The sequence below is a fragment of the Bacillus sp. PK6-16 genome, from assembly GCF_056530295.1.
In genome coordinates, this window is record NZ_CP096511.1 from 761,043 (window position 1) to 784,654 (window position 23,612).

Annotated in this window: 28 protein-coding genes; 21 read left to right on the forward strand and 7 right to left on the reverse strand. The window is 36.9% G+C overall.

What is annotated here, in order from left to right:
- Position 1 precedes the first annotated feature (1 nt).
- The 4 genes from moaD (at position 2) to M1D66_RS03885 (ending at position 2,440) form a co-directional block, all read left to right on the forward strand.
- Positions 2-235 (forward strand): molybdopterin converting factor subunit 1, encoded by a 234-nt coding sequence (moaD, locus tag M1D66_RS03870; protein WP_000621777.1) that lies wholly within the window; start codon positions 2-4, stop codon positions 233-235.
- A 93-nt stretch (positions 236-328) separates the two neighbouring features.
- Positions 329-748, forward strand: a complete 420-nt coding sequence (locus M1D66_RS03875) for a DUF3888 domain-containing protein (protein WP_000717684.1) — start codon at positions 329-331, stop codon at positions 746-748.
- A 35-nt stretch (positions 749-783) separates the two neighbouring features.
- Positions 784-1,641 carry a glucose uptake protein GlcU gene (glcU, locus tag M1D66_RS03880; RefSeq protein WP_000350861.1) on the forward strand — a complete coding sequence of 286 codons (858 nt, stop codon included), beginning with the start codon at positions 784-786 and terminating at the stop codon, positions 1,639-1,641.
- Positions 1,642-1,654: 13 nt separating this feature from the next.
- The gene (locus tag M1D66_RS03885) at positions 1,655-2,440 is read left to right on the forward strand and encodes a glucose 1-dehydrogenase (protein ID WP_000286673.1); all 786 of its coding nucleotides are present in this window, start codon (positions 1,655-1,657) and stop codon (positions 2,438-2,440) included.
- A gap of 72 nt (positions 2,441-2,512) precedes the next feature.
- Here M1D66_RS03885 and M1D66_RS03890 read toward each other — a convergent pair whose 3' ends face one another.
- A complete protein-coding gene (locus M1D66_RS03890; RefSeq protein WP_242555004.1) occupies positions 2,513-3,007 on the reverse strand; it encodes a CarD family transcriptional regulator in 495 nt (164 codons plus the stop codon).
- Positions 3,008-3,260: 253 nt separating this feature from the next.
- Here M1D66_RS03890 and M1D66_RS03895 point away from each other — a divergent pair, with 253 nt between their 5' ends.
- A complete protein-coding gene (locus M1D66_RS03895) occupies positions 3,261-3,497 on the forward strand; it encodes a DUF2553 family protein (RefSeq protein WP_000533804.1) in 237 nt (78 codons plus the stop codon).
- Between the two features lies 1 nt (position 3,498).
- Entirely contained in the window at positions 3,499-3,681 is a 183-nt protein-coding gene (locus M1D66_RS03900) for a sporulation protein Cse60 (protein WP_000621751.1), read from the forward strand.
- 34 nt (positions 3,682-3,715) lie between these two features.
- Here M1D66_RS03900 and M1D66_RS03905 read toward each other — a convergent pair whose 3' ends face one another.
- Complete coding sequence (locus M1D66_RS03905; protein WP_000498989.1) at positions 3,716-3,943, reverse strand: DUF3973 domain-containing protein; 228 nt, start codon at positions 3,941-3,943, stop codon at positions 3,716-3,718.
- Between the two features lie 424 nt (positions 3,944-4,367).
- Here M1D66_RS03905 and M1D66_RS03910 point away from each other — a divergent pair, with 424 nt between their 5' ends.
- Positions 4,368-4,799, forward strand: coding sequence for an SRPBCC family protein (locus tag M1D66_RS03910; protein ID WP_000437765.1), 432 nt, complete (start codon positions 4,368-4,370; stop codon positions 4,797-4,799).
- Entirely contained in the window at positions 4,800-5,123 is a 324-nt protein-coding gene (locus M1D66_RS03915) for an ArsR/SmtB family transcription factor (protein ID WP_000098837.1), read from the forward strand.
- Positions 5,124-5,151: 28 nt separating this feature from the next.
- Here the strand turns inward: M1D66_RS03915 and M1D66_RS03920 are convergent, their stop codons facing one another.
- Both M1D66_RS03920 and M1D66_RS03925 read right to left on the reverse strand, forming a co-directional pair.
- Positions 5,152-6,591 carry an MDR family MFS transporter gene (locus M1D66_RS03920; RefSeq protein ID WP_001228021.1) on the reverse strand — a complete coding sequence of 480 codons (1,440 nt, stop codon included), beginning with the start codon at positions 6,589-6,591 and terminating at the stop codon, positions 5,152-5,154.
- Positions 6,592-6,816: 225 nt separating this feature from the next.
- A complete protein-coding gene (locus M1D66_RS03925) occupies positions 6,817-8,088 on the reverse strand; it encodes a BaiN/RdsA family NAD(P)/FAD-dependent oxidoreductase (RefSeq protein WP_000558859.1) in 1,272 nt (423 codons plus the stop codon).
- Between the two features lie 294 nt (positions 8,089-8,382).
- Between M1D66_RS03925 and M1D66_RS03930 the strand changes: the two genes are divergently transcribed.
- Positions 8,383-10,035, forward strand: coding sequence for a putative polysaccharide biosynthesis protein (locus M1D66_RS03930; protein WP_001284028.1), 1,653 nt, complete (start codon positions 8,383-8,385; stop codon positions 10,033-10,035).
- Between the two features lie 41 nt (positions 10,036-10,076).
- Positions 10,077-10,805 carry a pseudouridine synthase gene (locus tag M1D66_RS03935; protein ID WP_001234947.1) on the forward strand — a complete coding sequence of 243 codons (729 nt, stop codon included), beginning with the start codon at positions 10,077-10,079 and terminating at the stop codon, positions 10,803-10,805.
- Positions 10,806-10,885: 80 nt separating this feature from the next.
- Here the strand turns inward: M1D66_RS03935 and M1D66_RS03940 are convergent, their stop codons facing one another.
- The gene (locus M1D66_RS03940) at positions 10,886-11,107 is read right to left on the reverse strand and encodes a DeoR family transcriptional regulator (protein ID WP_000805512.1); all 222 of its coding nucleotides are present in this window, start codon (positions 11,105-11,107) and stop codon (positions 10,886-10,888) included.
- 357 nt (positions 11,108-11,464) lie between these two features.
- On the opposite strand from M1D66_RS03940, the gene pepV reads away from it, so the two are divergent.
- The 4 genes from pepV (at position 11,465) to M1D66_RS03960 (ending at position 16,898) form a co-directional block, all read left to right on the forward strand.
- Positions 11,465-12,871, forward strand: coding sequence for a dipeptidase PepV (gene pepV, locus M1D66_RS03945; RefSeq protein ID WP_001274259.1), 1,407 nt, complete (start codon positions 11,465-11,467; stop codon positions 12,869-12,871).
- A 103-nt stretch (positions 12,872-12,974) separates the two neighbouring features.
- A complete protein-coding gene (gene thpR / locus M1D66_RS03950; RefSeq protein WP_000418984.1) occupies positions 12,975-13,520 on the forward strand; it encodes an RNA 2',3'-cyclic phosphodiesterase in 546 nt (181 codons plus the stop codon).
- Positions 13,521-13,731: 211 nt separating this feature from the next.
- Positions 13,732-15,873, forward strand: a complete 2,142-nt coding sequence (gene pulA / locus M1D66_RS03955) for a type I pullulanase (RefSeq protein WP_242555005.1) — start codon at positions 13,732-13,734, stop codon at positions 15,871-15,873.
- A gap of 227 nt (positions 15,874-16,100) precedes the next feature.
- On the forward strand, positions 16,101-16,898 hold the full coding sequence (locus M1D66_RS03960; RefSeq protein WP_001986674.1) for a phosphotransferase family protein: 798 nt from the start codon (positions 16,101-16,103) through the stop codon (positions 16,896-16,898).
- Positions 16,899-16,901: 3 nt separating this feature from the next.
- Here the strand turns inward: M1D66_RS03960 and M1D66_RS03965 are convergent, their stop codons facing one another.
- Positions 16,902-17,180 carry a YtzH-like family protein gene (locus M1D66_RS03965; RefSeq protein WP_001122235.1) on the reverse strand — a complete coding sequence of 93 codons (279 nt, stop codon included), beginning with the start codon at positions 17,178-17,180 and terminating at the stop codon, positions 16,902-16,904.
- A 228-nt stretch (positions 17,181-17,408) separates the two neighbouring features.
- Here M1D66_RS03965 and trmB point away from each other — a divergent pair, with 228 nt between their 5' ends.
- Positions 17,409-18,062, forward strand: coding sequence for a tRNA (guanosine(46)-N7)-methyltransferase TrmB (gene trmB / locus M1D66_RS03970; protein WP_001239385.1), 654 nt, complete (start codon positions 17,409-17,411; stop codon positions 18,060-18,062).
- 70 nt (positions 18,063-18,132) lie between these two features.
- On the forward strand, positions 18,133-18,987 hold the full coding sequence (locus M1D66_RS03975; RefSeq protein WP_000436855.1) for a YtnP family quorum-quenching lactonase: 855 nt from the start codon (positions 18,133-18,135) through the stop codon (positions 18,985-18,987).
- A gap of 155 nt (positions 18,988-19,142) precedes the next feature.
- Here the strand turns inward: M1D66_RS03975 and M1D66_RS03980 are convergent, their stop codons facing one another.
- Complete coding sequence (locus M1D66_RS03980) at positions 19,143-19,454, reverse strand: PepSY domain-containing protein (protein WP_000118543.1); 312 nt, start codon at positions 19,452-19,454, stop codon at positions 19,143-19,145.
- Between the two features lie 148 nt (positions 19,455-19,602).
- Between M1D66_RS03980 and M1D66_RS03985 the strand changes: the two genes are divergently transcribed.
- The 5 genes from M1D66_RS03985 to ytpR all read left to right on the forward strand — a co-directional run bounded on the left by M1D66_RS03985 (position 19,603) and on the right by ytpR (position 23,519).
- Complete coding sequence (locus tag M1D66_RS03985; RefSeq protein WP_001031514.1) at positions 19,603-20,676, forward strand: M42 family metallopeptidase; 1,074 nt, start codon at positions 19,603-19,605, stop codon at positions 20,674-20,676.
- A gap of 433 nt (positions 20,677-21,109) precedes the next feature.
- Entirely contained in the window at positions 21,110-21,619 is a 510-nt protein-coding gene (locus tag M1D66_RS03990) for a DUF84 family protein (protein WP_000869940.1), read from the forward strand.
- Positions 21,620-21,701: 82 nt separating this feature from the next.
- The gene (locus tag M1D66_RS03995) at positions 21,702-22,016 is read left to right on the forward strand and encodes a thioredoxin family protein (protein ID WP_000838193.1); all 315 of its coding nucleotides are present in this window, start codon (positions 21,702-21,704) and stop codon (positions 22,014-22,016) included.
- A 79-nt stretch (positions 22,017-22,095) separates the two neighbouring features.
- A complete protein-coding gene (locus tag M1D66_RS04000; protein ID WP_000784588.1) occupies positions 22,096-22,908 on the forward strand; it encodes a DUF1444 domain-containing protein in 813 nt (270 codons plus the stop codon).
- Entirely contained in the window at positions 22,905-23,519 is a 615-nt protein-coding gene (gene ytpR / locus M1D66_RS04005; protein ID WP_001006761.1) for a YtpR family tRNA-binding protein, read from the forward strand. Before M1D66_RS04000 ends, ytpR begins: the two co-directional genes overlap by 4 nt.
- Positions 23,520-23,612: the final 93 nt, after the last annotated feature.

Sequence of the window (23,612 nt, forward strand, 5' to 3'; positions counted from 1 at the left end):
TATGATTCGAGTATTGTTATTTGCGCACTTGCAAGAAGAAGCAGGGACAAGTGAATTACAAATAGAGAAAGAAAATATTACGGTTGCACAGTTAAAAGATGTTGTTGCGAACGAATATAATGTACCAGTTTCAGAGCCAATTATGGTTGCGATTAATGAAGAATATGCAAATGAAGATGACAAGGTCCAATCTGGTGATGTTGTTGCACTAATCCCACCAGTGAGCGGTGGTTAATATTGGATTCATTAAAACGACTTTCCTATATAGGGAAAGTCGTTTTTTTATGGCAGTTTTGAGAACACTAATCTATAGAACAAGGAGGGAATTATGAAAAAAATATGTGTAGTTATGACAATGCTATGTGCGTCTTTTTTCTCTTCTCCAAGTGATTCTTTCGCGAAAGAATCAAGAGAACAGCTTTTAGAGAGTGCATTATCAAATAGGTACTATTCAGTTATTAGACAAGTGACAGAAGATCAATATGAATGTGCTTCAGTCATAAATATAAAGCGTCTCGGCAAGAAAGATGAATTTGTTCCTAGGTATGAAGTGAAGCTACAATTTCTTACATTTCAAGGAGCGCATAATCCCCCGAACGATAAAGTTACGCTTACTTTGGAAGACCATTTAGATCACGTAAAGATAAAGAAAGTGGAGCGAGAAAAGAATGTTTCTGACGCTATTGCAGAAAAAGTTTGTGAACGGGAAAAAGAAAAAATAAAAGCTCACTCTAATGACTTAGAGTGATAACCTATGCATTTAGTAAAGAAAGGTAATGAGTGATGGATATATTTTTAGCGATTTTACCAGCTATATTTTGGGGAAGTATTGTGCTATTTAATGTAAAACTGGGCGGGGGACCGTATAGTCAAACGCTCGGAACAACGTTTGGAGCACTTATTTTCTCAATTGTTGTTTATATTTTTATGAAGCCAGTATTAACACCTACCGTTATCGGAGTTGGAGTTGTGTCAGGTTTATTTTGGGCGCTTGGTCAGGCAAATCAATTGAAAAGTATTGATTTAATGGGTGTTTCGAGGACGATGCCAATTTCAACAGGACTTCAATTAGTCGCGACGACTTTATTTGGCGTTATCGTATTTCATGAATGGTCCACGACAATATCGGTCGTCCTTGGGATTTTAGCGCTCGTTTGTATTATTATCGGTGTTATTTTAACATCGCTTCAAAGTGAAGAAGAAAAGAATGCAGAGCAAGCAGCAAACTTTAAAAGAGGTATCGTAATTTTATTAATTTCAACAGTCGGCTATTTAGTTTACGTAGTAGTGATTAGACTATTTAACGTAGATGGTTGGTCAGCTTTGTTGCCACAAGCAGTTGGTATGGTGTTAGGTGGGATTTTGCTTACCTTTAAACATCATCCATTTAATAAATATGCAATTCGAAATATTATTCCAGGATTAATTTGGGCAGCTGGAAATATGTTTTTATTCATTTCGCAGCCGCGTGTTGGAGTAGCAACAAGTTTCTCGCTATCGCAAATGGGAATTATTATTTCCACGCTTGGTGGGATCCTTATATTAGGTGAAAAGAAAACGAAACGTCAATTAACGGGTATCGTTGTCGGTATTGTTTTTATTATCGCAGCCGGAATTATGTTAGGTATAGCCAAAAGTTAAAGGAGGTATGGAAATGTATAGTGATTTAGCAGGGAAAGTTGTCGTTATTACAGGATCAGCAACTGGTCTCGGAAGAGCGATGGGAGTGAGGTTTGCTAAGGAAAAAGCGAAAGTGGTTATTAATTATCGCTCACGAGAGTCAGAAGCGAATGATGTGTTAGAAGAAATTAAAAAGGTAGGCGGCGAAGCGATTGCTGTAAAAGGTGATGTAACCGTCGAATCGGATGTTGTGAATCTCATTCAATCTGCTGTGAAAGAGTTTGGTACGCTTGACGTTATGATTAATAATGCAGGGATAGAAAACGCGGTACCGTCGCATGAAATGCCGCTTGAAGATTGGAATAGGGTAATTAATACAAATTTAACAGGTGCTTTTTTAGGAAGTCGTGAAGCGATTAAATATTTTGTAGAACATGATATTAAAGGGTCAGTCATTAATATGTCTAGTGTTCATGAGAAAATTCCGTGGCCACTATTTGTGCACTATGCAGCAAGTAAGGGTGGTATTAAACTGATGACAGAAACGTTAGCGCTAGAGTATGCGCCAAAAGGTATTCGAGTAAATAATATAGGACCAGGTGCAATTAATACCCCGATCAATGCAGAAAAGTTTGCTGATCCTAAAAAACGTGCTGACGTAGAAAGTATGATACCGATGGGCTACATTGGAAAACCTGAAGAAATCGCAGCAGTAGCAACTTGGCTCGCTTCATCAGAGGCGAGTTACGTAACGGGAATTACGCTATTTGCAGATGGTGGAATGACGTTATATCCATCGTTTCAAGCTGGGCGTGGGTAATATAAAAGGACGAAGAGATAAAACTCTTCGTCCTTTTTTTACAAAAAAAAATAGCGGCCAGCTATTTTAAATTTAGTGATTAATTGTATCTTGAAGAAATTCTGTTGCTTGATGTTCAGAAACATTTTGTACGAGTGCAACTTCACTAATCATCATTTTTCGGGCGTTATCTAGCATTTGTTTTTCACTCGCATTTAAAGTTCTCTCTTTATTGCGGCGAAGTAAATCCCGAACAACTTCTGCGCTATCTTGTAAATTGCCGTTTTTCATTTTTTCCATATTCATTGTATATCTTTGTTTCCATGAGAGTGATGTGTCTGACTCCCCGTTTTGAAATTCAAGAAGTATATCATCTAACGTACCTTGATCAACGATATAACGAATACCTGATTTTTTTAATTGATCCATCGGAAGCATTACTTGCATATCTTTACTAATGATGCGTATCACACAATATTGACGTGAAGTACCTAATATTTCTTTCTCTTCAATTGCTTCGATGATTCCTGCACCGTGCATTGGATAAACGATTTTATCACCAATTTGAAACAAATCATCCACCTCCATATGTGGTAACCACTTTTAATGATAGCATACGTATGTAAAAATGTCAAATTTTATATAATAACATAATATTTATATTCGAGTCAATAAGGTAAAGTGCTTTTTTTGTATTTTTTTCGGGTTTTATTTATAGTGATTTTTTTAGAAAAATAGTACAGGTGAAGAAAGAAGGCATATCCACTTATTTTTAAGCATAAAATGTAAAAGCGCTAATACAATATACCTAAATCCGTTCTTTGCAAAGGAGGGAGAGAAGGTGGGGCGCACAATAAAAATTGATATTACAAATAAAGTTGTAGCTAAATTTAGACCAAATTATTTGGAATTATATACGAGTAAATTTATGATAGGTAAGTTTTATGTCTATACTGAAGATAAAAAATATGTGTTAGAAGACGGATATATATATGAAAATGGAAAGTTTTATCGCATCATAGATACGCACCGTGGCAATAATCAAGCGGCGGAGGGCTGCGATCTAGGATGGTGTTAACATGATTCGTGTGAAAGTTTTTGATGAAAGTCACGAAAAAGACTTAGAAGACGCTGTGAATGTGTTTTTGAAAAAGATTGATGATAGCAACTTTGTAGATATTAAGTATCAAGTTGGTGTTTCTATTAACGACGATGAAAACCAAATTTATTGTTTTTCAGCAATGATCGTTTATAAAGCATAAAAAAGAGCTGGCTCACCCAGCTCTTTTTTATGTTTTATGTTGGGACAACATGTGTCGGTAATACGTTCATAATAGATTGGGTTGTGCCTAATTTCTTTGTCGTTAAAAGAGGCTCCCCTGTTTCATGGTTTTGGGCATCTTTACACATACCAAGGTGATAACGATCACCTAAAAATGGATCAATATAAAAACCGTTTTTGAATACTTTATCATTTGGATGTTTTTCATGATGAATATCAGAACAGTTGATGCAATAGAACATCGCTTTCATCCCCTTTTTATTTTTGTTTGAAAAAAGTGAGTCGGTAGTCATTTCGCTCCTGAGGAAATGTTGAGGAGAAGAGAAATAACTACCTACTCAAATGGTGGGCATATTCCTTCTGACTTTGTCATATCTCGCGTATTGTCCCTTGAGGGAAGGAGGAGAGACGAAGTACGCATGATATAAGTAAGGCGCTTCTTTCAATATGAATGATGGAGTTTCATGTTGAGAGAAGTTTTTATTTTGTATTGCCTTTGTGAGTATATTATGAGGAAATGCTAAGAGGGTGTTTGTCCTGTTGAAAAAATGTTGAGAATTTCTCAACAGTAAAAGAATTAGCGTTGACATGAAACTAAAAGGTGTTATATTATCAAAGTATAACCAAAAGGTGTTATGTTATAACGCCGAGTAAAGGAGAATGAAAATGGAACAACAAAATACATTAAATGATATTAAACAAACAATCGTTTTTAACGCGTCTATTCAAAAGGTATGGAGTGTAGTATCAACTGCAGAAGGGATTGCGTCATGGTTTATGCCAAATGATTTTGTATTAGAGGTAGGACATGAATTTCATGTGCAATCACCATTTGGGCCATCACCATGTAAAGTATTAGAAATTGATGAACCAAACCATTTATCTTTCTCATGGGATACAGATGGCTGGGTTGTTTCATTTGATTTGAAAGACTTAGGAGATAACAAAACAGAATTTACGTTAATTCACGGCGGCTGGAAACATCCTGATGAAATTCTTCCGAAAGCAAATGCGAAGAGCTCTATTATTCGCGATAGAATGAGCGGTGGTTGGGTAGCGATTGTAAATGAAAAACTGAAAAAGGTTGTCGAAGGCTAAGTGTCCTCGTCAGCAGCGAAATATGATGTATTTCAAGCAATTGCTGATCCAACCCGCCGAGAAGTAATACGGTTATTAAGTGACAAAGAGTTACCGATTTCCAAAATAACGGATCATTTTCCGATGAGTCGTACTGCGGTTGTAAAGCACCTTCATATTCTTTCAGAAGCGAATTTAGTAAGTGGAAGAAAAAGCGGAAGAGAGAAGATATATCGTTTGCATCCAGAACCATTAGAAGAATTACAACAATGGCTCTCGTATTATGAACGTTTTTGGGATAATAAATTATCCATGCTGAAACATATTGTGGAGAATGAAGAATAAAAAAGGATGACCAAAATGGTCATCCTTTTTATTGTTGCTCACTTGTTTGTGTAGCTGGCTTTAATAAGAGCCAAGCGATAATTAATGTAAATACTGCTAATACGAAAGTGCTCATATAAATGACGTGTACGCTTGATGCTAATGCAGATTGCGATTCGGTTACTACGTTTGCTGTAGTACCGCCATGTCCACCAGATACAAGATCAAGATTTTTAATACCACGTGCGTGAATCATCGTATTGAAGATTGTACCGAATATTGCAGCACCTAACGTTTGACTAAATGTATTAATAAATGTGTTTAAACCAACAGCTGTTCCGCGTGTATGAGCTGGTACGGCTGCTTGAATTGTTACCATGTAAATCGGTGTCACAAGCCCCATGCCTAAGCCGAATAATCCGACTGCTACATAAATAAGGAACGATGGTGAATTTGTTGATAGTGTAAATAATAAGAACGTAGCGACTGATAAAATGCTAGCTCCAAGTAAAATGATTTGTTTCGTTTTTAATTTGCCTACTAAGTTACCAGAGAAAATAGCGCCAAATGTCCACATAACAGGAATTGGCATTAAAATAAGTCCAGCTTCTGTAGCGTTTTTCCCTAATACACCTTGGCTCCAAATTGGAAGGTACATTGTAATACTAATAATCATTGCGCCAGCAATAAGAGTTAATATATTTATCGTAGATAATGTACGGTTAGAGAAAAGTGCTAGCGGAATTAATGGTTCCGGAGATTTCTTCTCGATGAATAAGAAAATAATAAATGAAATAGCGGCAAAGATTAATAGGCCGATAATTGTCATGTCTCCCCAGTTTTGCTTACTGCTACCTGTTAATAATGCATATAGTAGAGCGATTGTACTTAATGAGAAGACTGTTGCACCAAGATAATCGATATGATGCTTAGCAGGTTTAATAGATTCTTTGTAGTAAATTGCAATCATTAAGCAAGCGATAATTCCGAATGGAACGTTTAGGAAGAAAATATAGCGCCAAGAAAGGGAATCAACTAAAAATCCACCTACTAACGGTCCGATAACACCGGATACACCCCAAACGGCACTCATCCAACCTTGTGCTTTCGCGCGGTCTTTCGCTTCGCTATATAAGTCTCCAATAATCGTCATTGTGATTGGCATAACAGCACCAGCACCGATACCTTGAAGCGCGCGGAAGAAGATTAATTGTTCCATTGATGTAACGACTCCGCAAAGTGCAGAACCGACTAAAAAGATTGTAGCTCCGATCAGTAAAACTTTTTTACGGCCAAATAAATCAGCGAGCTTTCCGTATATTGGAGTCGAAACAGCTGTTGCAAGCATATAAATTGCATATACCCAACTAACAAGTTCGACGCCTGACAAATCACTCGTTATACGAGGGATTGCTGTACTAACAATCGTTCCTTCTACCGCAGAAAGAAACGTCATTAACATTAAAGACATCATGACTTTTTTTCTCATTTGTTTTTCCCCTTACCCTTTTTTAAATATTCAACAATATAAAATATAAAGGTACTAAGGTATATAAAGCAACAAAAAAGCAATGGGAAGTTAAGTGGAGCCTATATTTGTCGTTTCTTGTCGGTAAGTCGATATATTTGGGAAATCGCCGATATAAGTTGCAGAATCGCTCATATAATTTCATGTACCTATAAAAAAAAGAAACAGGAATCCCTGTTTCTTTTTTTAATACTGCATTTTCGCGTTTTCTCCAGCTGTCGTTCCGGCAATTCTACCAGTAACAAGGGCTGATGTAATATTATAGCCACCAGTATAACCATGAATATCAAGAACTTCTCCGCAGAAATATAAGCCGTTCGTAAATTTAGAAGACATTTCTTTCGGATTAATTTCTTTCACGGATACACCGCCGCCAGTAACGAATGCTTTTTCAATTGACTGCGTACCATTTACATTCACAGTAAACTCTTTAAAGTCTTTCACAAGTGCACGAATCTTTTCGTGAGAAACTTGTCCAGCTTGTTCGCTGCCGTCAATTTCATTTTTTTCTAATAAGAATAGGAAGTAACGTTCAGGAACATAACCTTTTAAAACGTTTTTAATTCCTTTTTTTGGATCTTCTTTCATTTGTTTCAGCATGCGCTGAAATAGTTGCTCGCTATTTTCCTCTGGCAATGCATCAATACTCATTTGTATTGTATTCGTTTTAAACTTTTTCAGTGCTTTCACGACGAATTGGCTACAGCGAAGAGCAGCAGGTCCAGATAGGCCGAAATGAGTGAAGAGCATGTCCATTTTGTGAGAAATGATAGCTTTTCCTTTCGGATTTAATACACTTAAGTTTATATCACGTAAAGCAAGACCTTGTAATGAGCGGTCACGTATAAACGGCTCGTTTGAAAGGATAGGTACTTCTGTTGGGAATAATTCTGTGATTGTATGACCCGCTTTTTCAGCCCAAGCATATCCGTCTCCAGTAGATCCAGTTTGAGGAACTGATTTTCCGCCAACAGCGATAACGACGTGATTTGTTTCTAACACTTCGCCTGTTTGCAGTATAACTGCTTTTGTTTGACCATTTTCATATTCAATCGTTTCAACAGGCGTATTTGTACGAATTTTTACACCTAAGTCTTTTAATCGTGTTAAAAGTGCGTCTACAACAGATTGTGCTTTGTTTGACACAGGGAACATGCGACCGTGGTCTTCTTCTTTCAATTTAACACCGAGATTTTCGAAGAATGTAATAATATCTTCATTATTAAAAATAGAAAAAGCGCTGTATAAGAAGCGACCGTTTCCTGGTATATGTTTAACAATTTCATCAAGTGGTAGACGGTTCGTTACGTTACAGCGTCCGCCACCAGAAATTGCAAGTTTACGCCCAAGTTTATTTCCTTTATCAAGAAGTAAGACATTTGCGCCTTCTTCTGCAGCACCAATTGCAGCCATTAGCCCAGAAGGACCGCCGCCGATGACAATAACATCATAATGCATAATATATCGACCTCATTTTCTACATTTCCTGCCTAAAAGAATAGCATGTTTTCCCTTAAAAGAAAAATAGAGTGAAGTACTGCTTAATGAGAGAATTGTGGTACAATACAAAAGTTAGAGTTCAGCACTATCCTGCCATTTGTAGGCGATAAGACTAAAACCTCAAGATTTAGGAGAAGTAAATAGGGAGTCTGTTAGCCTGTAAATGCTCGAATGGTTCAACTAATAAGGAGTGGGAGAGAAGTCTCCAACTAATTATAGTTTCACTTTATGTAGATGTAGGAGGATTTTTGTATGTCCGATTCGAAATTTCTGCGCGGAACGCTTATTGTTACGCTAGGGACATTTTTAGTAAAGTTCTTAGGCATGATTTACGTCTTTCCGTTTCATGCATTAGTAGGAACAGAAGGCGGAACGCTCTATACATATGGATACATTCCATATACGATCTTTTTAAGTATCGCAACGGCAGGTGTGCCACTTGCTGTTTCAAAATTTGTTTCCAAATATAATGCGCTTGGCGATTATAAAACGAGCCGGAGAATGTTCCGCTCGGGAATGGTTATGATGATAGTAACAGGAGTTCTTTCGTTCCTAGTACTGTACATGACGGCGCCATTGTTTGCAGAAGCGATGCTTGGTAAACAAAGTATACACAATAATGTAGGAGAAGTTACGACGATCATTCGTCTTGTAAGTTTCGCACTTATTGTTGTACCAGCAGCGAGTTTAATTCGTGGTTATTTCCAAGGTCACCAGTCTATGGGACCAACTACCGTTTCACAAATTATTGAACAAATTATTCGTATCGTCTTTTTATTAGCAGGTAGTTTTATCGTTATTAAAGTACTTGGCGGTACAGTTGCAACAGCAGTTGGAGTAGCGACATTTGCTGCGTTCGTTTCAGCGGTTGGAGCACTCGGTGTGTTAATTTGGTACTGGCTAAAACGTAAAAAATATTTGGATCAATATTTAATTGAACAAACTGTACCAGAATCAACAGTAAGCACCGTTCAATTGTTTAAAGAGTTATTTGCATATGCGATTCCTTACGTTGTAATTGGGTTAACAATTCCTTTATATCAACAAATTGATACATTGACATTTAACTCAATTATGCAGGCGATTGGTCAAGGTGATATCGCAGAGCGAGCTCTCGGTATTTTCACAATGTGGACGCATAAGTTAATTATGATTCCTGTATCACTTGCAACAGCGTTTAGTTTAACGCTTGTACCAGCAATTACAAAATCATTTACTGAAAAACAATACCGCTATTTGAAATTACAAATTACACAAACATTCCAGGCAAATATGTTTTTAACATTGCCAGCAGTTGTCGGTATTTCTTCACTTGCATATCCAATTTATACTGCGTTTTACGATTCAGATCCACTAGGTGGACAAGTATTAATGTGGTATGCACCAGTTGCGTTGTTATTCGCTTTATTTACAGTAACAGCGGCAATCCTGCAAGGTATTAACCAGCAGAAGCATGCGATTATTGCGCTTATAATGGGCGTTATTTTGAAATTTGTATGTAACGTAATCTTTATTCGTTATTTCGGTACAGTAGGAGCAATTCTAGCGACAGCAGTTGGTTTCTTAGCTTCTGTTTGGTACACAAATCAACAAATTAAAAAATACGCACACTATTCATTCGGTGTTGTATATAAAAGAACATTCCAAATTGCAGTACTGACACTTATAATGGTTGTTGCTGTAAAACTATCACAATGGATTCTATCCTTCATGATTTCGCCTGATGGCCGTATTGGTGCTCTTATAACAGTTGCGATTTGTGCAGGTATTGGCGGTCTTGTTTACGGATTGTTAGCAATTCGCACAGGAGTACTTGAAAGAGTATTTGGTGGAGAAGCATTAGATAAAATTCAACGTAAACTTGGTAGTAGATTTAAAATAAAGTTGAAATCAAGAGGGGCGTAATTACGTCCCCTTTTCTATGATAAATAAAGAAGGTGAAAAACGTGAGATTAGATAAATTATTAGCAAATATGGGATATGGAAGTAGAAAAGAAGTAAAGAAATTATTGAAAGATGGCGTTGTGAAAATTGATGGAACGCCAGTAAAAGATGCGAAAGTTCATGTAAATGTAGAAGAGCAAGAAGTTATGATTCACGGTGAAGTTGTGGAATACAAAGAATTTGTTTACTTAATGATGCATAAACCACAAGGTGTTATTTCAGCGACGGAAGATGATAATCATGAAACAGTAATAGATTTATTAGAATTAGAAGATGCAATCTTTGATCCGTTCCCAGTTGGACGACTTGATATCGATACGGAAGGCTTCTTATTGATAACAAATGATGGGAAGTTATCACATCAATTATTATCTCCGAAAAAGCATGTGCCGAAAAAATATTATGCACACGTTGCAGGAGTAGTAACAGAAGAGGATGTAAAAGAATTTGCTAAAGGTGTTATTTTAGACGATGGCTATGAAACAAAGCCAGGTGCACTTACAATATTGAAAAGCGATGATATTTCTGAAATTGAGCTTGTGATTACGGAAGGGAAATTCCATCAAGTGAAGCGTATGTTTGAAGCGGTAGGAAAAAAAGTAGTCTACCTAAAGAGAACAGAGATGGGTCCGTTAGTATTAGATGAAGAACTAGAACTTGGACAATACCGAGAGCTAACAGATGAAGAAGTAGAAATGTTAAAAACATATCAAGTAGATACTGAAAAGTAGTACCTTTATAGGCGCAGAAAAGACCCCTTTCTAATTATTAGAAAGGGGTATGTATTTATTTACCATACAATTATTTTTCGTTATGAGGTCATTCTCACTTTCTTTCCTGTTGTTGTCCACTTACCGCGGCAAGGGCTATACACGAGTTCATTAAACTGCAACACATTTAGATCACGTTGTATCGTTCGCGGTGTGATCCCGAACTCATCTACAAGGTCTTTCGTCGTTACCGTTCCGTTTTCATTGATGTACATATAAATTGATTTAATGCGTGTTAGCATACGAGTAGTTGTAGGTTTCAAGAGAAAACCACTCCTCTACTAGTTTTTTTGACCCCATTCAGGAAAGAAGGTCGTTACTACCATTGTACTCTACATGATAAAATTCATGCTTTAATCTACTTAAATTTTACAGAAATTTAACAAATATTCATATAGAAAAATATTGGTAGTTGACATTGTATATATGGTCAGTCAACTAACACATAAAATTCTACGTAAAACGCCAAATTCCTGCAAATTTTTTTGAAAAAACAAAAGAAAAACTAATAAGAAATATCTGAAATATTACAATTGTTCGGTATTTAGTTTTCGTGTATGGCATAAGAGATTTCGGTTTGTTATGATGAAAGAAACAATATAGTGAAGGATGGATGCGTGATGTCAGCAATTAATTGGACAGAAGAAGTTGCGAAACGAAAAGATGATTTAATTCGTGATACACAACAATTTTTACAAATTAAAAGTGTATGGGAAGAAGAATCTGCGAAAGAGGGCGCACCATTCGGTGAAGGTGTAGAAAAAGCTTTATCTTTCATGTTACATAAAGGAGAAACTGAAGGTTTTACTTCTAAAAATTTAGAAGGATATGCAGGTCATCTTGAAATGGGGCAAGGAGAAGAATTAGTAGGTATTCTCTGTCACGTTGACGTTGTACCAGAAGGAGATGGCTGGACGACTCCTGCATATAGTGCAGATATTCGCGACGGAAAGATTTTTGCACGTGGTGCAATTGACGATAAAGGCCCAACGATGGCAGCATATTATGCGATGAAAATTGTGAAAGAATTAGGCTTACCTCTTTCCAAACGTGTTCGTATGATTATAGGAACAGATGAGGAAAGCAATTGGAAATGTGTAGATCACTACTTTAAAAACGAAGAAATGCCAACAATCGGTTTTGCGCCAGACGCGGATTTTCCAATTATTAATGCAGAAAAAGGAATTTCTGATATACAAGTTGTGCAAAATGGTAGTGAAGAGAAAAAAGGTACATATGAACTTGTTTCATTTGATTCAGGGCGCCGTTTAAATATGGTTCCTGATTTTGCAGAAGCGGTTATTACAGGAGAAGATGTAAATGCACTTACAGTAGCATATGAAGAGTATTTACAAACTGCTAAAAAAATAGGGAAATCGACTATAGAAGGAAATACAGTGACGTTGCAAATAGAAGGAATTTCAGCGCACGGATCTACTCCTGAAAAAGGAGAAAATGCAGGTTTATTATTAGCAAACTTCTTAACTACAGTTTCACTTGATGGAAAAGCAACTGCATTTGCGACATTTGCAACAGAAACATTTACTGGTGATATTTTTGGTGAAAAAGCTACTATTGCTTATAAAGATGAAATTAGCGGTCCGTTAACAGTGAATGTCGGTCGCATTTCTTATACGAAAGAAAACGGTGGTAACTTAGGGCTAAACGTACGTTACCCAGTTACAACTAACTTTGAAGAAACAATTGTGAAGTTGAAAGCATATGTTGGTACGCATGGTTTTGAAGTGGCTGACTATTCTAATTCTCGCCCGCATCACGTCGATAAAGATCACGTATTAATCCGTACGTTACAACGTGTGTATGAAGAACAAACAGGTGAAAAAGCAGAACTATTAGCAATCGGCGGCGGTACTTATGCTCGTTCATTAAAAGCTGGTGTGGCATTTGGCCCGCTATTCCCTGGAAAAGAAGAACTTGCGCATCAAAAAGATGAGTATATCGAAATTGAAGACTTATTAAAAGCAACAGCAATTTACGCGCAAGCAATTCATGAATTAGCGAAGTAATGGATATATAAATAATGTCCGCTCTCTATTTTGGAGAGCGGCTTCTTTTTACCTGAATGAGATAAGAAAGAAAAGCAACAATAGAAAGAAGGAGAAGATGTACATGGAACTGCATTATTTTGTCGCAATTACGTTACCGAATCATATAAAAGAAATGCTGTCTAACTATAAAGAGGACATGCAAGAGGAATTACAATTTCGTTCATGGGTACATAAAGAAGACTATCATATTACCCTTTCATTTTTAGGGAGTGCAACGGAGGAACAGCTAGAGGGAATAAAGAATGGATTACAAACAATTGCAGAAACAAAAGAACTATCGTTCACATTACAAGGTTTTTCAACGTTTGGTAGGGAAGATCAGCCTCGTATTTTTTGGGCGAAGGTAAGTGAGAATCACGATTTGTTTCAGTTGCAAAAGCAAATACATGCCATTTGTGAAGAAAATGGATTTTCTCTAGAAACACGCCCATATCACCCGCATATTACCGTTGCTCGTAAATGGATAGGAGAAGAAAAGTTTCGTTTAGAAAGTATAAAAGAAGTGCCTGAAATATCATTTCAAGCAGATACAATTACTTTATACGAATCCCACGTGAAAGAAACCCCGAAGTATAAATCGATTGCTGAAATAAAATTACAAAAATAGAATGTTGAAAACGTTTTTTATGCAGGTGAATATACTATAGAGAAGAATGGAGTTACTGTATAGAGTCTTGTTGATAAGAAAAGCCTTATCATTTGCAGCTCATTTTATCTCGCCTAATTGGTGAAGGCTAATAATAAGTGAGGATGGAGAAATTTTCTCGCTCATTAAAGTTTCACTTTATTTTAACTTTGAGAATGATGGTGATTTTTTTATGTTGAAAGTAAAACGTCCATTTGATGCCTATTTAGATGAAATGAATAAAATTACAATTTTGCTCCCACATGCGTATGGAACAAGTCGGACATTTCGTTTGCAAGAAGGAAGTAATGTGAAAGATTTACCGATTGCTCATACGATTGCGCTTCCAGATGCAACGAAGTATGAGTGCTTTATAGAAGAGCCGCTAGATGTGGGGAAGTATTATACAGTACGAGATGAACGGAATGAAGAAACTGATTTACAAATAGGTGCTGTTATTCGAACAAAAATTTTCGATGAAAAGTATTATTACGAAGGTACAGATTTAGGTGCTGTTTATCAAAAAGAAGAAACGACATTTAAAGTATGGGCCCCAACTGCAAGGCTTGCGAAAGTAAGAATTTATAAGGGCGATAAAGAATATGCCGATCATGAAATGTACAGGGGAGAAAACGGAGTTTGGATTCAAACATTACAAGGTGATTTAGACGGAGCACGCTATACATTTCTTGTTTGTATTAATTTAATATGGAACGAAGCTGTGGATCCTTATGCAAAGTCGGTGACGGTAAATGGAAAACATGGTGTTGTTATCAATTTAGAAAAAACGAATGTAACAAGACGAGAGGGATTACCAACATTACAATCAATGACAGATGCCATATTGTATGAACTGCATATTCGTGATGCGACTATACATCCAAATAGTGGAGTAATTCAAAAGGGAACATATAAAGGATTGATGGAAGAGGGAACAACAGGACGGAATGGGACATTAACAGGGGTGTCTCATATAAAAGATTTAGGTGTTACACATGTTGAACTATTACCTTTATATTGTTTCGGTGGTGTAGATGAGGCGAATCCTTCGTCCGCCTATAATTGGGGATATAATCCATTATATTACAATGCACCAACAGGATATTATGCTACAAACCCCTCTGATCCGTATAACAGGATAGTTGAGTGCAAACAACTAATTGAAACATTTCATAAACAAGGTATTAGGGTGATTATAGATGTTGTATATAATCATGTTTATGAAAGAGAGCTATCATCATTTGAAAAGCTTGTTCCAGGATATTATTTTCGTCATGGTGAAGATGGTATGCCTTCTAATGGGACGGGAGTCGGAAATGATATAGCGTCTGAACGGAAAATGATGAGGAAATTCATTGTAGAGTCTATTTTATATTGGCTTACTGAATACAATGTCGATGGATTCCGATTCGACTTAATGGGAATTTTAGATGTTGATACAATGAATATGATAGAAAAAGAAGTGCGAAACATAAAAAGAGATGCTTTGTTATTAGGAGAAGGATGGGATTTACAAACACCGCTTCCTGCCAAAGAAAAAGCAACGTTAAATAATGCGAAGAAAATGCCACATATCGCGCAGTTTAATGATCAATTTCGTGATGGGATAAAAGGGAGTACATTTCATATAAATAAGCGTGGTTTTGCATTTGGTGGGCATGTAGACTGTAATCATTTGCAGTATATTGCAGCAGGAAGTCTTTTAAGTATGAAAGAAACAGGGCTGTTTCTAGAGCCAGCGCAAAGCATTAACTATGTAGAATGTCATGATAATATGACGATGTGGGATAAACTAGTGCGCAGTAATGAAGAATCAGAAACGATTTTGAAAAAACGTCACCTGTTAGCGAGCGCAATGGTTATTCTTTCACAAGGCATTCCTTTCTTACACGCAGGGCAAGAGTTCTATCGTACGAAGAAAGGAAATGAAAATAGTTATAATGCAAATGATGAGATCAATCAATTAGATTGGGATCAAAAAGAGAAAGAGATAGAGACCGTTAACTATATAAAAGGTTTAATTGCGATTCGTAAAGAGCATGGGGCATTCCGATTACAAAGCGCAGACCTTATAAAAAAACATATGACTTTTTTACAAACATCTACAGAAGTACTTGCATATCACCTCGAGCATGTAGAAACGTTTGGGCCGTGGAAAGAGATTATCGTCTTATTTAATAGCGGTTTAGAAGCTAAAACTGTGCAACTTCCGAAAGAAGCAACGTGGCATGTGTTAGTAAACGAAAACGAAGCGAAAATAGAGCCAATTTCTTCATTTAGAGGAAAGGAACTTAAGCTCGCTCCAATTAGCACGTATATATTGACGATAATGTGACAAATCGCTACTTGACGATGAGAATGTAATAAATGTAGAATTGACAAAGGTGACGATTTTGATAAGTTGTCATTCTATGACAGGTTTTGTAAAATAAAATAGAGGATTTTTGGCTTAGGCTAATTTTTCTTTTCATTTACAGTAAAATATATGAATCCACAACATGTGTAGAAATGTTGCGGTTTTTCTTTTCATAACTATAAAAGATAAGGATTTGTTAACGGGTAATGAATATGGAATGGTTGGAACAATTATTAGGAAAAGAGTGGAGTCTTGTACCGGCTGGTGGAGTAACGGGCGATGCATATATTGCGCAAAACGGACAACAGAAGTTATTTTTAAAGCGGAATACATCGCCCTTTTTAGCGGTATTGTCAGCAGAAGGAATTGTTCCAAAATTACTTTGGACAAGAAGGGTAACGAATGGTGATGTAATTTCTGCTCAAAAATGGCTTCCGGGACAGAAGCTAGAGCCAGAGGATATGAAACTAGAACGTGTTGCGAAACTTTTGAAGAAAATACACTCCTCTAAAGCGCTTGTACAGATGATTCAAAGACTTGGGAAGCAGCCGCTTCACGCACAAGAGTTATTACAACAACTGCAACTCGTTTTAAGAGGAGATATAAGGGATGATGAAACAATTCAGCAAGGCCTTCAATATTTAATGGATTCATTAAAAGCTATTGAATACAATGAATTCGTTGTATGCCATTGTGATGTAAACCATAACAACTGGCTATTGTCGGATGAAGATGAATTGTTTTTAATTGATTGGGATGGAGCTGTAATTGCTGACCCAGCTCTAGACCTCGGTATGTTATTATATTGGTACATTCCGCGCCAGGAATGGAGTGAGTGGCTCGGTTACTATGATATTGAAATGGATGAATCGCTGCTTAGGCGTATGAGATGGTATGTGATAGCACAAACGATTTTGTCTATTCAATGGCATACAACAAAAAAACAGCAAGCAGAAGCTGAATATTGGCATCAATATTTACAGCAACTACTTGCTTCAGAATGATACTTAAGAAAAATTGTCCATTCCAGCAATCCACTGAGTAAGTTGTTCTTGATTATTGGAAATATGGTTGTCCAAATTAGAGGAAGATTTACCCGATTGACTATAAGAATATACATCGTTTAGCATTGTTTTAGCGTCACTACTTATATTATCGTTTGCGAGTAACGATTGAATGAGGCGCTCTAATTGCTCGCATTCTGAAACTGTCCCGCAGCAATCACTTTGGTGGTTGACTAAAATATCTTTCAGCACTTCTAATTGATGTTGTTGATTAATTGGCATGAACGGATCATCCTTTCGATTGTTTTTCTCTTCAAATGTAAGAGAAAAAGCTGTTTCGTCATGGAATGTTTAATGCTGTATGTAGTTTTTATCAAAATGGTACATCTTATACTTGAAAGAAACGGACCGAGTGCTCGTACGTACTTGGTTTTTTGTTTGGTAGATTGATTAAAAAAGAAAGAAGGAATTATTCCTTTAAAATAGCTATGTAAAGAGAGGGAAACATCTATGCGTTTAAGACATAAACCGTATGCAATGGATCGAATTAATGAATATTCACATATCGTAATCGGAAACCCAGAGGAGCGCGCTGGTAGCTGGAAAGAAGTATTTGGAAACGAACAACCAATTCACATTGAAGTAGGTACAGGTCGTGGCCGCTTCATGTATGATATGGCGAAAGCGAATCCACATATTAATTATATTGGAATTGAAAAATTCACAAGTGTTGTTGTAGATGCACTTGATAAATTAATTGAAGAAGAATTACCAAACTTAAAGTTAATTAATAAAGATGCTGAAGATTTAACAGTTTTCTTTGCGAAAGGTGAAATTGATCGCGTTTATTTAAACTTCTCAGATCCATGGCCAAAGAAACGTCATACAAAGCGTCGTTTAACGTATAAAACATTTTTACGTAATTACGAAGAAGTGTTAGTAGAAGGCGGAGAAATTCATTTCAAAACAGATAACCAAGGTTTATTTGAATATTCTCTTATGAGTATGGCTGAGTATGGTATGTTACTAACATACTTAAGCTTAGATCTTCATAACAGCGACTTTGAAGGTAACATCATGACTGAATACGAAGAGAAATTCTCTAGTAAAGGTCATCGTATTTACCGAGTTGAAGCAAAATATCGTACAGAGCCTATGCAGTAATGCGTAGGTTTTTTTACATCTAAAATAATCAGAATTTTATGTTAAGATTAATTAAAAAGGGGGATGTGTAATGGAACAGTTACAAATTGGAGATATAAAAGTAACGTGGTTAAAAGGCGGGAATACACATTTAGATGGAGGAGCAATGTTTGGAGTCGTGCCGAAAGTACTTTGGTCACGTAAATATAAACATAATGATACAAATCATATTTATTTACGAACAGATCCGTTACTTTTGCAAACAAAAGACGGAAATATGCTCATTGATTCCGGGATAGGAAACGGTAAGTTGAATGAGAAGATGAAACGAAATCAAGGTGTAACAGAAGAATCATCAGTTTATGAATCATTAGAAAAATTAGGATTAAAGCCTGAAGATATCGACTACGTCTTGATGACACATCTTCATTTTGATCATGCATCTGGTCTAACAAAATGGGAAGATGATCACCTTGTACCGTCATTTCCAAATGCGAAAGTTTACGTAAGTGAAACAGAATGGAATGAAATGAGGAATCCAAACATTAGATCACGTAATACATATTGGAAGGAAAATTGGGAGCCAATTGTAGATCAAGTTGTTACGTTCCAGCAAGAAATAGAAATTACAGATGAAATCAAGATGGCGCGTACGGGTGGTCATAGTGATGGACATGCAGTTATTGCTTTGGAGAGTCAAGGGGAAACGATGCTACACTTAGCAGACCTATTGCCGACGCACGCGCATCAAAATGTATTATGGGTAATGGCATACGATGATTATCCGATGACCTCGATTGAAAATAAGCAAAAGTGGATGAAGTATGGTGCTGAAAAAGAGGCATGGTTTACGTTTTACCATGATGCATATTATCGCGCTGTGAAGTGGAATGAGGAAGGGCATATCGTAGAAAAAATAGAACGGAAAACGAGTATAGAAGCATAAAAATAGGAGGTTGTTCCATCATATTTATTGGAGCAGCCTCTTTTTTATTGTCGGGTTTTGTTGATAAGTCGATATAATTGGGAAATCGCTGATATAATTTTAATCAATACCCACAATTAAAAAATAAGAGGTTCACCTAATGGGAACCCTCCTTTTTATGCTGCTATAACCTCTAAAACAGTACCTGTTTTAGCATCAACTAAAAATTCAAATCGTTCTTGTATATCATTTAACATTGTTGTAAGACCGCCGCGATAAACTTCATATGCGACATCATATTTTTCAAATGTCTCTGGAACCATATGTACCCAAGAGCCAGTAATTTCACCTTTATGACTTAATGCTTGTTTCACCATTTTCAATGCTTTTTCTGAAGAAATATGGGATTGTTCTTGTACTTTGTTTGCAACGAGATAACCAGCTGCGAACCCAACGCCAAGACCTGCTACTAAACCTTTCCAGCTCATATATTCACCTCAATTCTATAAAATAAAAATAGTGTACCGATAATAATTATAAAGCAAATACAGCTAAAAAAGAAGAAACTAGAAACATTTCGAAAATTTCGTTACAATAAAAGAGGTATTCTACTAAGGTTTGAAAGAAGGGGACTTCGTGAATAAAGAGACATTACAATTATTTCGTACGTTAACAGAATTACAAGGTGCATCAGGTTTTGAACATGATGTACGCCGTTTTATGAAACAAGAATTAAGCAAATATGCAGATGAAATTGTACAAGACGGTTTAGGTAGCGTATTTGGTCTGAAAAAAGGGGACGAAACTGGCCCACGTGTTCTTGTAGCAGGTCATATGGATGAAGTAGGTTTCATGGTTACGCAAATTACGAAAAACGGAATGCTTCGTTTTCAAACGTTAGGCGGCTGGTGGAGTCAAGTTTTATTAGCACAGCGTGTACAAGTTATGACGAAGAATGGTCCTGTTATTGGGGTTGTTGGTTCTATTCCTCCTCATTTATTAAGTGACGCGCAACGTGCAAAACCGATGGATATAAAAAATATGTTAATTGATATAGGTGCAGATAGTTATGAAGATGCGATTGAAATTGGTGTAAAACCAGGACAACAAATCGTGCCGATCTGCCCGTTTACACCGATGGCAAATGAGAAGAAAATTATGGCGAAAGCTTGGGACAACCGTTACGGATGTGGTCTTGCAATCGAATTGTTAAAAGAATTAAAAGATGAAACATTACCAAACACATTATACTCTGGTGCTACTGTACAAGAAGAAGTAGGCCTCCGCGGAGCGCAAACAGCTGCAAATATGATTCAACCAGATATTTTCTATGCGCTTGATGCAAGTCCAGCAAACGATGCATCTGGTGACAAAACACAGTTCGGTCAATTAGGAAAAGGTGCCCTTCTTCGTATTTACGATCGCACGATGGTAACACATAGAGGAATACGCGAATTCATTTTAGATACAGCAGAAACAAACAACATTCCGTACCAATACTTTATTTCACAAGGTGGTACAGATGCGGGCCGTGTACATACAAGTAACTCTGGTATCCCATCAGCAGTAATTGGTGTTTGTGCGCGCTACGTTCATACACATGCTTCAATTTTACATGTTGATGATTATGCAGCGGCGAAAGAATTAATTACGAAGCTTGTAAGAACAACAGATAAAACGACGTTAGAGACAATTAAGAATAACGCGTAGAGAGGAAGAAGGGCTGAAGAGCCTTTCTTTTTTTGGCTTGAATAGATGACCCATCCATGAGTGGAAGCGGTCAGTGCCTAATTGGTGCTCGAATGGTGTATTAAGACCCTAGATAGGAAAAGAGAGGAAGGCTGTTTTTGTTTTTGAAGATGGTAATATTGTTAGAAAACCCTTCTTTTTTAGCTTGAATAGATGACCCATCCATGAGTGGGAGTGGTCAGTGTTTAATTGGTGTTCGAATGATGTATGAAGACCCCAAGTAGGAAGTGAGAGGAAGGCTGTTTTTGTTTTTGAAGACGGTAATGTTGCTAGAAAAACCCTTCTTTTTTAGGCTGAATAGATGACTTGGTGATATGTGGTAGTGGTTGATGCTTAATTCGTATCTGATACGGATATTAGAATAGAATGATGAATTTTTATAGAGGTGAACGAAATGAAAGTAGTAGTAGGGTCAAAGAATAAAACGAAGGTTGGCGCTGTGGAGAAGGTTTGGAAAGATGCTGAAATTACATCTCTTTCTGTTCCGTCAGGAGTATCAGCTCAGCCTTTCTCAGATGAAGAGACGATGCAAGGAGCGATTAATAGAGCGAAGCGAGCGCTAGAGGAAGGAGAAGCTCCAATTGGTATTGGGCTAGAAGGCGGCGTAATGAAAACGGAGCACGGTTTATTTATGTGTAATTGGGGCGCGCTAGCAACAATGGATGGGAAAGTATTTGTGGCCGGAGGAGCGCGTATTACGTTACCAGACGATTTTTTAGCACCTCTTGAAGATGGTAAGGAATTAAGCGAAGTGATGGAAGAGTTTGTGCAGCGAAAAGATATTCGTAGTCACGAAGGTGCTATCGGTATTTTTACAGATGATTATGTCGACCGCACGGAATTATTTGTACACGTTGTTAAGTTGTTAGTTGGGCAATATAAGTATGACAAAAAGCAAGCATAAACCTTGCACCATGCGCGATGTATGGTAGTATAAAAGAAAGATTATAACATGAAAAATGCACCCGTTAGAGGAGGAAATATAGATGAAGTCATTAGAAAGCATGGAGCAATTCCAACAGTTAAAAAATGAAGAGAATGTAGTCTTTATGTTCTCAGCAGAATGGTGCCCAGACTGCCGCTTTGTAGATCCATTTATGCCAGAAGTAGAAGAGAAATATAGTGATTTCTCATTTTACTATGTAGATCGTGATGAGTTTATTGATCTATGTGTAAAATTAGACGTATTTGGCATTCCGAGCTTTGTAGCGTACAATAAAGGTGAAGAAACTGGTCGCTATGTAAACAAAGATCGTAAAACACAAGAACAAATCGAAGAGTTCATTGAAGGTTTAAAATAAGGCAATTTGCCAATTGAATTGTAAAACAACCTCTACCTTCGCGGGGGAGGTTATTTTTTTGGAAGGGAGGAAAAAAGAGATGAAGATGACAAGTAAAAAGATGAAAGATGAGTTAATAAAGAAATTATCTCGCCCAGAATGGGACTTTCAGTATGATAGTGAGAAAGAAGTTTTACGTATTGAACAAAAAGACTCCAAAAAAGGTATTAACGTATCGCTTCCAGGAGTTGTGGCAAAATGGGAAGTGAACAAAGAAAAGGCAATTGAAGAAGTTGCTTATTACGTACAAGAAGCGCTAATTGCGATGCATAAAGAAGAAAATAGCGGAGCGAAAATTTTACCTGTTATTCGCTCTACTTCTTTCCCGAAACAAGCAGAAGAAGGAAATCCGTTTATTATGACGGATCATACGGCGGAAACACGTATTTACTATGCTTTAGATTCGAATAAAACGTATCGACTAATTGATGAGCGTCTATTACAAAAATTAGAACTTACAGAACAGCAAGTGCGTGAAATGGCATTATTCAACGCACGCTCATTAGGTTATGAATTTAAACAAGACACAGTAGCGGGTAATACATTCTACTTTTTAAACACAAATGATGGGTATGACGCGACTCGTATTTTAAACGAATCGTTACTACAATCGATGCGTGAAAAGATTTCTGGTGACATGGTTGTTGCTGTTCCTCACCAAGATGTATTAATTATTGCTGATATCGTCAACGAAATCGGTTATGATATTATTGCACAAATGACAATGAAATTTTTTGCCGAAGGGCATGTTCCGATTACATCACTTTCATTCGTATATGAAGATGGGGAATTTGAACCAATCTTTATTTTAGCGAAAAATCGGAAGAAGACAGATGGAAAAGAGAAAGGATGAACGAAGTGAACGTTTTTTACAACCTTGAAGGAATTGGTGACACTTTAATTGTTGCCTTACAAGATATTACTTTAGAGAACCGTACTTTTGATCGCAAAGGAGATGTTGCACGCGTATACGATCGTGAAAGCAATGAGACAGCAGGATTCAACATCTTTAATGCATCTTCTTACTTAGAAGTAAAAGAAACAGGCAACCTTACATTAACGAAAGAGCTTGTAGAGAAAATCAACGAAATTTTAGCGAAGAATGGTTTTGAAGAAACAGTAGAAGCAGATCTTTCTCCGAAATTTGTTGTAGGCTATGTAGCTGAAAAAGAAAAACATCCAAATGCTGATAAGCTAAACATTTGTAAAGTAGAAATCGGTACAGAAACATTACAAATCGTATGTGGTGCACCAAACGTTGATGCAGGACAAAAAGTTGTCGTTGCAAAAATCGGCGCTGTAATGCCAAGCGGTATGTTAATCAAGCCAGCTGAGCTTCGCGGTGTTCCTTCTTCTGGAATGATCTGCTCTGCACGTGAATTAGAGCTTCCAGATGCTCCACAAGAAAAAGGTATTCTTGTATTAGAAGATAGCTTTGAAGTTGGACAAGAGTTTAAATTTTAATTGATATAAGAAAAGAGAGGTTGTCCTTTTGGACAGCCTCTCTTTTTTTGCATTCATTGTTGGTAATTCGAAATTTCGTGTTGAATTGTTGAT